Annotated in this window: 9 protein-coding genes; 7 read left to right on the forward strand and 2 right to left on the reverse strand. The window is 66.2% G+C overall.

Annotated elements, in window-relative coordinates; all coding sequences use genetic code 11:
• From HMPREF1137_RS00030 to HMPREF1137_RS00060, 7 genes are all read left to right on the forward strand, one after another.
• Window positions 1–754, forward strand: a 754-nt coding sequence (locus HMPREF1137_RS00030; protein WP_007587382.1) for a dihydrolipoamide acetyltransferase family protein, incomplete at its 5' end; no start/stop codon positions are given.
• A gap of 16 nt (window positions 755–770) precedes the next feature.
• Entirely contained in the window at window positions 771–2,138 is a 1,368-nt protein-coding gene (lpdA, locus tag HMPREF1137_RS00035; RefSeq protein ID WP_007587379.1) for a dihydrolipoyl dehydrogenase, read from the forward strand.
• A 33-nt stretch (window positions 2,139–2,171) separates the two neighbouring features.
• Window positions 2,172–4,625, forward strand: a complete 2,454-nt coding sequence (locus HMPREF1137_RS00040; RefSeq protein ID WP_007587381.1) for an alpha-ketoacid dehydrogenase subunit alpha/beta — start codon at window positions 2,172–2,174, stop codon at window positions 4,623–4,625.
• A 159-nt stretch (window positions 4,626–4,784) separates the two neighbouring features.
• On the forward strand, window positions 4,785–6,104 hold the full coding sequence (locus tag HMPREF1137_RS00045; RefSeq protein WP_034495943.1) for a PHP domain-containing protein: 1,320 nt from the start codon (window positions 4,785–4,787) through the stop codon (window positions 6,102–6,104).
• A gap of 27 nt (window positions 6,105–6,131) precedes the next feature.
• Window positions 6,132–7,154: an SDR family NAD(P)-dependent oxidoreductase gene (locus HMPREF1137_RS00050; RefSeq protein ID WP_007587385.1), complete on the forward strand. Its 1,023-nt coding sequence runs from the start codon at window positions 6,132–6,134 to the stop codon at window positions 7,152–7,154.
• 100 nt (window positions 7,155–7,254) lie between these two features.
• Window positions 7,255–8,856 carry an alcohol dehydrogenase catalytic domain-containing protein gene (locus HMPREF1137_RS00055; protein ID WP_007587384.1) on the forward strand — a complete coding sequence of 534 codons (1,602 nt, stop codon included), beginning with the start codon at window positions 7,255–7,257 and terminating at the stop codon, window positions 8,854–8,856.
• Between the two features lie 111 nt (window positions 8,857–8,967).
• The gene (locus HMPREF1137_RS00060; protein ID WP_007587383.1) at window positions 8,968–9,795 is read left to right on the forward strand and encodes a hypothetical protein; all 828 of its coding nucleotides are present in this window, start codon (window positions 8,968–8,970) and stop codon (window positions 9,793–9,795) included.
• A gap of 89 nt (window positions 9,796–9,884) precedes the next feature.
• On the opposite strand, the gene HMPREF1137_RS00065 is transcribed toward HMPREF1137_RS00060, so the two are convergent.
• Both HMPREF1137_RS00065 and HMPREF1137_RS10485 read right to left on the reverse strand, forming a co-directional pair.
• The gene (locus HMPREF1137_RS00065; protein WP_007587380.1) at window positions 9,885–11,354 is read right to left on the reverse strand and encodes an alanine/glycine:cation symporter family protein; all 1,470 of its coding nucleotides are present in this window, start codon (window positions 11,352–11,354) and stop codon (window positions 9,885–9,887) included.
• A gap of 164 nt (window positions 11,355–11,518) precedes the next feature.
• Window positions 11,519–11,815 (reverse strand): hypothetical protein (locus HMPREF1137_RS10485; protein ID WP_231283978.1); only part of this gene is annotated, 297 nt, incomplete at its 5' end.

The raw sequence follows: 11,815 nt of genomic DNA on the forward strand, positions 1-11,815 counted from the left end.
CGAGGCCGCCCCCGCTGCGGCCGTCGCAGCCCCCGCCGCTGCCGCCGACTTCCCCGGCGCCTCGACCTCCGCCCCGCTCAAGGGCGTGCGCAAGGTCGTTGCCAAGCGCATGATGGAGTCCCTGACCTCCACCGCGCAGCTGACCCTCAACACGACGGCCAACGCCGCCGGCATCCTCGCGATGCGCAAGAAGGTCAAGAACGCCGACGAGGCCCTGGGCCTGAACAAGATCACGCTCAACGACCTGGTCTGCTTCGCCGTATCGCGCACCCTGCTCAAGTACCCCGTGTTCAACGCTCACCTCGAGGACGGCGTCCTCACCGAGTTCGAGCAGGTTCACCTCGGCTTCGCATGCGACACCCCGCGCGGCCTCTTCGTTCCCGTCATCCGCTCCGCGCAGGCCCTGGGCCTCAAGGCGTTCTCCGACGAGGCCAAGCGCCTCGCCAGCAGCGCGATCGACGGCTCCCTGTCGCCCGAATTCCTGAGCGGCGGCACCTTCACGGTCTCCAACATCGGTTCCTTCGGTATCGAGACCTTCACCCCCGTCATCAACCTGCCCCAGACGGCCATCCTGGGCGTCGGCGCGATCACCCCGCGCCCGACCGTGGCCGCAGACGGCTCGATCGGCGTGGAGCAGCGCCTCAACCTGTCGCTGACGATCGACCACCAGGTCATCGACGGCGCGGACGGCGCTCGCTTCCTGCGCGATCTGGTCGCCGCCATCGAAAACATCGACGTGACCGTTCTGGCCTGAGGAAAGAGGAATACTCATGAGTGACACGCATTTTGACGTCATCGTCCTCGGTGCGGGCCCCGGCGGCTACCTGGCTGCCGAGCGCCTCGGACACGCGGGCAAGAAGGTCGCCCTCGTTGAGGAGCAGTACCTGGGCGGCACCTGCCTGAACGTGGGTTGCATCCCCACCAAGACCCTGCTCAACGGCGCGAAGAACTACCTGCACGCCAAGGAAGCCAGCCAGTTCGGCGTGGACGCCCAGGGCGTGGCCGTCAACTGGACGCAGATGCAGGCCTGGAAGGATCAGGTCGTCAAGGGCCTGGTCGCCGGCGTCGCAGCCACCGAGCGCAAGGCGGGCGTGACCGTCATCAACGGACGAGGCCACCTCGACGCTCCCGGTCGCGTGACCGTTGAGGGCACGACCTACACCTCGGATCACGTCATCATCGCCACGGGCTCCGTGCCGGCCATGCCCCCGCTGCCCGGCACCCAGGACAACCCCGCGCTGGTCGACTCCACGGGCATCCTCTCGCTGCCCGAGGTTCCGGCCCGCCTCGCGATCATCGGCGGCGGCGTCATCGGCGTCGAGTTCGCCTCCCTGTATTCCACCCTCGGCTCCCAGGTGACCGTCATCGAGATGGCCCCTGAGATCCTGCCCTTCATGGATGACGACCTGGCCGCCAAGGCTCGCGCCGCCATGAAGGACGTGACCTTCGAGCTGGGCTGCCGCGTCGAGTCCCTCGACGGAGGCACCGTCCACTACTCCAAGGGCGAGGAGAAGCTGAGCGTCGAGGCCGACGTGGTCCTCATGGCCGTTGGCCGCCGTCCCGCGACGGTGGGCTGGGGCGCCGAAGAGGCAGGCCTCGAGATCAACCGCGGCATCGTCGTCGACGACACGATGCGCACCAACCTGCCCAACGTGTGGGCCATCGGCGACGTCACCGGACGTTCCCTCCTGGCGCACGCCGCCTACCGCATGGCGGAGATCGCCTCGGCGAACATCCTCGACCCCTCCGCCAAGAAGCGCGGCGAGGTCATGCGCTGGCACACCGTTCCGTGGGCCGTCTTCTCGATCCCCGAGGCCGCCGGCGTCGGTCTGACCGAGTCCGCCGCCAAGCGCGAAGGCCGCGAGGTCCTCGTCGCCAAGGTGCCCGCCCTCATGTCCGGCCGCTTCATCGCGGAGAACGGCTTCAAGGCCCCCGGCGAGGCGAAGATCCTCGTCGATCCCAAGACCCACCAGGTGCTGGGCATCCACGTCCTGGGTGCGTACGCAGCCGAGATGATCTGGGGCGCTCAGGCCGTCCTCGAGATGGAACTGACCGTCGAGGACCTGCGCCAGGTCGTCTTCCCGCACCCCACGGTCTCCGAGGTCATCCGCGAAGCCGCGTGGGCCGTCAAGCTCTAACGAACATCCCCTACGTCAAGGAAGAGTAGAAAAATGACTCAGTCTCTTATCATCGACCCCAATGAGGTGCGTCGCCCCGGGTACGTGAAGTTCCCCGAGGTCCCCGTCAACCAGTACACCTTCGACCGTGACACCGAGATCGCCCGCTACGGCGAAAAGGGCATGGTTCAGATGCTCCACGACATGATCGTCGTGCGCACCTTCGAGTCGATGCTGGACTCCATCAAGAAGACTGGCGCCTGGGAGGGCGTCGAGTACAACCACCCCGGCCCCGCCCACCTCGGCATTGGCCAGGAGAGCGCCTACGTCGGCCAGAGCTACGTGCTGTCGCCCGATGACTTCATCTTCGGTTCGCACCGCTCCCACGGCGAGATCCTCGCCAAGTGCTACTCGGCCATGCACCAGATGGACGAGAGCCAGCTCGAGGGCATCATGAAGGGCTTCCTCGGCGGCGAGACCCTGTCCTACGCCGAGAAGATCGACTACAAGGACACGAAGGACCTCACCGAGAACTTCATCCTCTTCGGCGCCCTCGCCGAGATCTTCGCCCGCAAGTCCGGCTTCAACCGCGGCCTGGGCGGCTCGATGCACACCTTCTTCCTGCCCTTCGGCTCCTACCCGAACAACGCGATCGTCGGTGGCTCCGCCCCCATCGCGAACGGTGCGGCCCTCTTCAAGCGCATCAACCGCAAGCCCGGCATCGTCATCTCCAACATCGGTGACGCCGCCATGGCCTGTGGCCCCGTGTGGGAGGCCATGAACTTCGCAGCCATGGACCAGTTCCGCTCGCTGTGGCGCGAGGAGGACGGTGGCAACCCGCCGATCCTGTTCAACTTCTTCAACAACTTCTACGGCATGGGCGGCCAGACCTTCGGCGAGACCATGGGCTACGAGATCCTCGCCCGCGTGGGTGCGGCCCTCAACCCCGAGGCCATGCACGCCGAGCGCGTCGACGGCCTCAACCCGCTGGCCGTTGCGGATGCGACCACCCGCAAGAAGAAGATCCTCGAGGAGGGCCGCGGCCCCGTCCTCATGGACACCATCACCTACCGCTTCTCCGGCCACTCGCCGTCGGACGCCTCCTCGTACCGCACGAAGGAAGAGGTCGAGCTGTGGGAGCAGGTGGACTGCATCAAGGAGTACAGCAACCTGCTGATCTCCAACGGCCTGACCACGCAGGACGAGATCGACGGCTACACCGCCTCGCTGACCGAGAAGCTCGTCAAGGTCCTCAAGCTCTCGATCGACGACGAGGCCACGCCGCGCGTCGCCGACGGCTACATCGACTCCGTCATGTTCTCCAACGAGAAGGTCGAGGCCTTCGATGACGCGACCCCCGAGATTGACCTCGAGGACAACCCGCGCGTCAAGGCGCTGGCCAAGAAGGTGCGTACCTCCGTCGACGAGAATGGCAAGCCCGTCTCCAAGATGCGCATGTACCAGTTCCGTGACGGCCTGTTCGAGGCCATGCTGCACCGCTTCAAGACCGACCCGACGATGGCCGCTTGGGGCGAGGAAAACCGCGACTGGGGCGGCGCCTTCGCCGTCTACCGTGGCCTGACCGAGGCTCTGCCTTACCGTCGCCTGTTCAACTCGCCCATCGCCGAGGCCTCGATCGTGGGCGCCGGCGTCGGCTACGCGATGGCCGGTGGCCGCGCGGTCGTCGAGCTCATGTACTGCGACTTCCTGGGCCGCTCCGGTGACGAGGTCTTCAACCAGATGGCCAAGTGGCAGTCGATGAGCGCCGGCCTGCTCAAGATGCCTCTCGTCCTGCGCGTGTCCGTGGGCGCGAAGTACGGCGCTCAGCACTCCCAGGACTGGAGCGCGCTCGTCGCTCACATCCCGGGCCTGAAGGTCTACTTCCCGACCACCCCGACCGACGCCAAGGGCATGCTCAACCTGGCACTCGCCGGAACCGACCCGGTCGTGTTCCTCGAAAGCCAGAAGCTCTACGACAAGGGCGAGGACTTCGAGCCCGGCGGCGTGCCCGAGGGCTACTACGAGACCGAAGAGGGTGAGCCGGCGATCCGCCGCGAGGGCACCGACATCACGATCGCTGCCTACGGTGCGACCGTGTACAAGGCCCTCGAGGCCGCTGACGTCCTGGCTGAGAAGTACGGCCTGAGCGCCGAGGTCATCGACCTGCGCTTCGTCGCACCGCTCAACTACGACAAGCTCATCGCCTCCGTGAAGAAGACCGGTCGCCTGGTCCTCACCTCGGACGCCGTCGAGCGTGGTTCCTTCCTCAACACGGTCGCCGCCAACGTGCAGACCCTGGCCTTCGACGCGCTCGACGCGCCGATCGCGGTCGTGGCCTCGCGCAACGGCATCACGCCCGGACCCGAGATGGAGTCGTACTTCTTCCCGCAGGTCTCCTGGATCCTCGACGCGATTCACGAGCGCATCCTCCCGCTGCCCGGCCACGTGCCCACCACGAAGCACGCGACCGAGGCCGAGATCGCGCGCCTGAACCGCGCGGGACTCTGAGGCGCTGGGGGCGGGCTGTTCCCCTTTCCGGCCCGCCCCCGTCCTTGGCTCGCATTCCCTGATGCGAGCCCGCGAGGCCGGGGCTACACTCCTCCTCACCGTGCCCCGGCCTCGCCCACATACTTGTTTCAATACCGTTTTTCTCCACCCAACGAAGAGATGGCAGAACCCATGGACATCACCAACGACCCGGCACTAACCCCGGCCCAGCGCATCGAGGCGCTGCGCGCCGGCGTGGCCGACGAGCACTTCCCCAGCTGGGTGCCCGAGTCGAACAACCACATCCACACGTGCTTCTCGTTCAGCCCCTACACGCCTACGCACGCCGCCCTGCTGGCGCGCCGCAACGGCCTGCGCGTCGTCGGCTCGGTCGACCACGACTCGATCGGCGCTGCCGCTGAGATGAGCGAGGCGACCCGCATCCTGGGCATGGGTTCCGTCACCGGCTTCGAGATCCGCGCCCGCTTCGGCGAGGGCACGCCGCTCGCGCAGCGCAAGCTCAACAACCCCGATTCCGAGGGCGTCGCCTACATGACGGTCCAGGGCGTGCCCGCCCCAGCCCGCGAGAAGGTCGCCGAGTGGCTCGCCCCCAAGCGCGCCGCACGCCTCGAGCGCACCCTCGCCATGGCCGAGCGCGCCAACAAGATCCTCACCGACCTGGGCCTGGAGCCCTTCGACCCGCAGGCGGACATGGTCGGCATCTCCCAGTACGCCAATGGCGGTGGGATCACCGAGCGCCACCTGCTGGCCGCCATGGCCTCAGCCCTCATCCGCGGTTTCGGCCGCGGTCCCGCCCTGGTCCAGGGCCTGGACTCGATGGGCGTCGAGATCCCCGAATCCCTCGCACGCGTCCTGTCCGACGCCGACAACCCGCACCTCATGTACGACCTGCTGGGCGTCCTGAAGGCCAACTACCTCGATCGCATCTACATCCAGCCCACCGACGAGCTGCCCAGCGCCGCCGAGGTCGTCGAGTTTGCCGACTCGGTCGGTGCGATCGCCACCTACGCCTACCTGGGTGACGTGTCCGCCTCGCCGACGGGCGACAAGAAGGCCGAGAAGTTCGAGGACGACTTCCTCGACGAGCTTTTCGAGCACATGGAGTCCATCGGCCTGCGCGCCGTCACCTACATGCCTCCGCGCAACACCCCCGAGCAGCTTGAACGCATCCACGCGCTCGCGGCCGCCCACGGCATGCTCGAAATCTCGGGCGTGGACATCAACCAGCCTCGCCAGCGCTTCACCTGCGAGGAGCTGCGCCGCCCCGAGTTCGCGGACCTCAACGAGGCCACGTGGGCCCTCGTCGCGCACGAGGCCCTGTCCTCCGTGGATCCCTCCCTGCACCTGCTGGGCCGCACGGGTCGCCTGACCCCCGAGGCCCTCGCCGAGCGCATCAGCCAGTACGCACCCCTGGGTCGCGCGATTGCCGACGGCGAGGACGCCGCCGCTGTTGCCGCCCGAGCCACATCGATTAACTGACGAGTATCGTCAAGAAAGAGAGACATCATGAGTAACGCTCCCGAGGTACGCGGGCTCTTCCTCAAGGCCCTCGGCCGCCCGGTTATCGTGGCCCCCAGCTCGGCGGAGCCGACCGTCACCTTCGACGGCCCGCTCACCGAGGTCTGCCCCTGCTCCCTGAAGGAGACGGAGCTTCCCGTCGTCGTTCGCGCTGGTGAAGAGACATTCGAGGTCCGCGCCACCGCCACCGGTGAGCGCGCCATCAACGGCCGCGTCGCCCTCGTGACGGGTGGCGCCCAGGGCTTCGGCGCTGAGATCGCGCGCGGCCTGGTGGACGCCGGCTGCTTTGTGTACGTCGCCGACCTGAACGGCGAGGGTGCGGCAGCCAAGGCGGCCGAACTCGGCGGCGAAGGCGTCGCCCACCCGATCACGGTCAACGTCGCCGACGAGGAATCCGTCGCGGCAATGGCCTCCGAGATTGAGCGCGTCACCGGCGGCCTCGACCTGGTCGTCTCCAACGCGGGCATCGTGCGCGCCGGATCGGTCCTCGAGCAGGACGCCTCCGCGTTCCGCCTGTCCACGGACATCAACTACGTGGCCTTCTTCCTGGTCACCAAGCACCTGGGCCAGCTCCTGGCTCGCCAGCACTCGACTGCCCCCGAGTGGCTGACCGACATCATCCAGATCAACTCCAAGTCCGGCCTCGTCGGCTCGAACAAGAACGCCGCCTACGCGGGCTCGAAGTTCGGCGGCATCGGCCTGGTCCAGTCCTTCGCCCTCGAGTTGGTTGCTCACGGCGTGAAGGTCAACGCGATCTGCCCCGGCAACTTCTACGACGGCCCGCTCTGGTCCGACCCGGATCGCGGCCTCTTCGTCCAGTACCTGAACTCCGGCAAGGTCCCCGGCGCCAAGACGGTCGCCGACGTCAAGGAGTTCTACGAGGCGAAGGTCCCCATGCGCCGCGGCGCCCAGGGCATCGACGTTCTGCGTGCGATCTTCTACATCGTTGAGCAGGAATATGAGACCGGCCAGGCCGTGCCCGTCACGGGCGGCCAGGTGATGCTCTCCTGACATCGTCACGAGGCCGGGGATCCCAGCGGTTTTCTCGCCAGCTCCCCGGCCTCGTCCCTTCTTCCCACGTCCAGTAGTTTTTCCAGTGAAAGAGTCAGTCATGACCCAGATTCCCTCCACCCAGTACGCGATTCAGATCGTCGGCAAGGAAGAGTTCGTCGTTAACCCGGCGAAGCCCGTTGACCCCGTTGGCCCGACGCAGATCATGCTCGAGGTCGAAGCCTGCGGCATTTGCTTCTCTGATACGAAGCTGCTCCACCAGTTCGATGGCCACCCGCGCAAGTCGGACGTGGTGGCGGGTATCGACCTGGATGCTCTCAAGGACATTCCGTCCTACCACCCGAACCAGGAGGCCGTGACGCCCGGCCACGAGCCCGTCGTCCGCGTCGTGCAGGTCGGCGAGAAGGTCACGCACTTCAAGGTCGGCGACCGTCTGCTGGTCCAGGCCGACTGGAAGCACCTGCGTACCGCGAAGTCCAACGGAGCCTTCGGCTACAACTTTGACGGCGCCCTCGAGGAGTTCGTCGTCGTCGACGAGCGCTGCGTCGTGTCCCCGGATGGGGAAGAGTTCCTCATCCACGTGTCGGAGGGCCCGTCGGCCGCGGCCGTCGGCCTCATCGAGCCCTGGGCGACCGTCGAGGGCTCCTACGCGTGGGCTGAGCGTAACCACGTCGCCGACGGTGGTCGCCTGCTGGTCGTCGGCGAGGGTGACATTGAGGCCCTGACCGCCGAGCACAAGCCCGCTGAGGTCGTGCGCGTTGCCGCCGACGCCATCGAGGGTGTCGAGGGCGAGTTCGATGACATCGTGTTCTTCGGCGCGGACGCCGACGCGATCGAGAAGGCCGCGCTCCTGATCGGCACCCGCGGCACCATGTGTGTCGTCCTGGGCGGCGAGAAGATCTCGCGCAAGGTGTCCCTGGACATCGGCCGCGTCCACTACGACTTCACCCGCTTCTGCGGCACGACCGGCTCTGACCCGCGCGAGGGCTACGCCTGGATCCCCGCCAACGGTGACCTGCGCGAGAACGACAAGTGCGTCTTCGTCGGCGCCGCCGGCCCGATGGGCGTCATGCACACGATGCGCGCCGTCACCTCGGGTGTTCCCGGCCTCAGCGTCGTGGGCACGGACCTGTCGGACGAGCGCCTGGCCAACCTGACGAAGGTTGTCGGCCCGACCGCCGAGAAGAACGGCGTGCCGCTGGACATCGTCAACACCTCCTCGACGCCCCTGGAGTACGGCTACACCTACGCGACGTGCCTCGTGCCCGTCCCGGCGCTGGTCTCCCAGGCCGTCGACCTGCTGGCCGAGGGTGGCATCCTGAACGCGTTCGCGGGTATCCCGGCCGGCACGTTCGGTGACTTCGACCTGCAGGGCATCATCGAGCGCCGGATCTTCATGCTGGGCACCTCCGGCTCGGACGTCTCCGACATGCGCACGGTCCTGCGCAAGATCGAGGCTGGCATCATCGACACCACGATCTCCCTGTGGGCGATCACCGGCATGGCGGGCTTCGGCGACGCCATCAACGCGGTGATGGACCGTACCTCGGGCGGCAAGATCATGGTCTTCCCGATGATGCACGACCTGGGCCTGACCCCCGTGTCCGAGCTGGCCGAGAAGCTGCCGACGGTTGCCGCGAAGCTTGACGCCGCCGGCCTGTGGACCAAGGAGGCTGAGGAGGCGCTGCTCGCCACCCGCTGAGCGCTCCGTCTCGACCTTCGCCCCGGCCTCGTCTGTTTCGACGAGGCCGGGGCCTTCTTTCTCTGGGATAATGAGGGGGCAAGCGTTGCGGGATGGAACGAGGAGGTTCCCATGACGGTCAACGATCACGCCTCGCAGGAGCGCTACGTGGCGCTGTACGCCTGGCTGTGCGGGCAGATGTCCCCGCGCACGCCGCACGCGGCGGACCTCTTTGCGCAGGACAGCGAGTGCCTCTACGATGCCTTCCTCTCCGTGCTTGTCGGCACGAGGCTGGGGTTCGCGGACTACGACGATAATCAAGCCCATCACGGGCTCTACGTCTTCGACTTTTTCGTCGGTGACATCGAGGCGCCGCCGCTCGGCAGGGGCGTTGATGGGCAGAGAGTGCCCGGCATGGCGGGGGACCCTGCCGCGGACGGCGCCGCCCGAGCGATGTGCCACGCGATCGTCGACACGTGGCTCGGGGACACGAGCGCACACATCCCGTTCGTGGCATCTGTGATTGCCTCCGTGGCCACCCTCGAGCTCGTCGCCGATGTGCGCGTCGACGAGTGTGTCTTTGAGTGTGAGCTGCCGCGGGAGTATGCGCGCTTCACCGCGAACAAGCCGTGGGAGGACGGGAGCCTGCCCATTGGCGCGCTGGATTTGTCCCTGGTTGCCCCTGGTCCGCTCATTCACCTCGAGGCGCGCCCGCGCTACAAGGGACAGGCCCTGTCCCCCTCGGGCTTTACCGAGGCCTTGGCATCGGCCGTGCAGATGGGGCTCTCCGTGGAGTCGTCCTCTGCGTTCGCCTTCGGTGCCGCCGCCACTCTGCGCGCTCCGCACGGGGGCCCTGAGATGCTCGGGTGGGCCGCCGACGCGGTGGCTCGCGCCCTGTCGGCCTGCGGGCACACCGGGGGAGTGCAGATCCGAACGCGCTTCGCTCACGCACCGTCGTAGCAACCGACCGCCCCGCCGTCGCGCATAACGAAGCCCCGGCCTCGTCCGTTGAGACGAGGCCGGGGCAAGTTTGCTGGGGGAGAGGACCCTTACGCGTTGGTCTTCTCGGCGGCGACGGGAGCGTCGTCCTTCCAGAAGTCCAGTTCGTCGGGGTTCAGGCCGATCGAGGAGGCCTTGAAGGAAGGCTCGAGGCCGGCCTTACGCTGGGCGACGTAGTCGTCCGCGCAGCGGATGGCCTGGTTACCGAGGATGACGATGACGGGCAGGTTGATGAGTGCCATGAGGCCCATCAGGATGTCGCCCAGGTTCCATGCGACCTCGAACTTGAGGAGCGCGCCCGCGAAGACGAGCAGCGCGGCCACGGCGCGGAAGATCGAGAGCATCCAGTGCTTCATGTTCACGTTGCGCAGCAGGAAGCGGAAGTTCACCTCGGCGTAGTAGAAGTTACCGACCAGCGTCGTGAAGGCGAAGAGGAACAGCGCGACCGAGATGAAGACCTGCGCGACCGGCTGACCCAAAACGGTGGCCATCGCGTCCTTCACGAGGGGAGCTCCCGTCACGCCGTTGTCATTGCCAACGCCCGAGGAGAGAACCACGAACGCGGTAAGCGTGCAGATCACCATGGTGTCGATGAAGACCGAGAGCATCTGGACGAGGCCCTGCTTGGCGGGGTGCGACACGGAGGCGGAGGCGGCGGCGTTCGGCGCGGAACCGACGCCGGCCTCGTTCGAGTAGAGGCCACGCTTGATGCCGTACATCATCGCGGAGCCGGCGAAGCCACCGAAAATCGCCTTAAAGTCGAAAGCGCCGCTGAAGATCGCCGAGAACATCGCGGGAATGTTCTGGTAGTTGAGCGCGACGACGACCAGGCCGACGCCCAGGTAGATGATGGCCATGACCGGCACAAGCAGGGCGGTGACGTCGGTGAGACGACGCGTACCGCCGAAGATGGAGCCGGCCATAAGCACCGCGAGGATGGCGCCAACGATCCACGGCGTCCACTCGTTCGCCCAGCTGTACTCGGTGAACGCGTCGGCGACGTTGAAGGAGGCGAGCAGGTTGAAGCCGCCCATGTAGGTCAGGATGAGCACCGACGCGAAGAGCGTGGCAAGCCAGTTCTGCTTGAGGGCTGTCTGAATGTAGTAGGCAGGACCGCCGTAGGAGTGGTGGGGTCCCTGCTTCTTGTAGATCTGTGCGAGCGTCGACTCGATGAAGGCGGATGCGCCACCGAGGGTCGCGATGACCCACATCCAGAAGACGGAGCCGGCGCCGCCGAGCGTCACCGCCGTCGCAACACCGGCAATGTTGCCGACGCCCACGCGCGAGGCCGTGGAGACCATCAGGGCGCGGAACGAGGAAACCTCGCCTTCCTCGTGGGGAGGCTCAGTCACGACGCGGATCGCTTCCTTAAACAGACGAAGGGGCAGCGCACGCGTGCGCACAAAGAAGTACAAGCCGACGCCAATCAGAAGGGCGACCAGCAGGTACGTATACATAAAGCCCGAGATCGTGTCGAGAGTGCCGGCGAGATCAAAGGCCGGGCGGAGGGTTCCATTCATCGTTGTTCCTAGCGTTGATGGACGGTCATAGAAGCGGCCGAGCCGCACTGATGAGCACGAGTATAGCGCCTCGGTCAACGGAAGGTAAAGACTTTACTAAAAAACGTGATGGCTTTGGCCGTGTCGGCAGTTCAGACGCTGACGGTAAGCGACTCTTCGTTGAGTTACTCGTGAATCTTGTGAGTGCTGGCGCACATTTCGCCCAAATCCTTGTGGTCTGGAGCATTAAAATCGCCGATTTTCGGGCGGATTGGGTGTGTGTGGCGCGAAAAATCGTTGATATCCTGCGAAAGTTGAGGTGTAGCTGCATCGATTGCGCTTGATTTGACGATGCTCGGACAAGTGCGTATTGTTTTCCTTGTTGCGCCGAACGGCAGTGAACGAAGCGAGAAGCTCGGGTCGCGGAAACATGGCGCGGAACACCTTTCGAAAACACGCGAGATATTCGTGTGCGCTTGATC

The organism is Actinomyces sp. ICM39 (genome assembly GCF_000282935.1).
Lineage (GTDB): Bacteria > Actinomycetota > Actinomycetes > Actinomycetales > Actinomycetaceae > Pauljensenia > Pauljensenia odontolytica_B.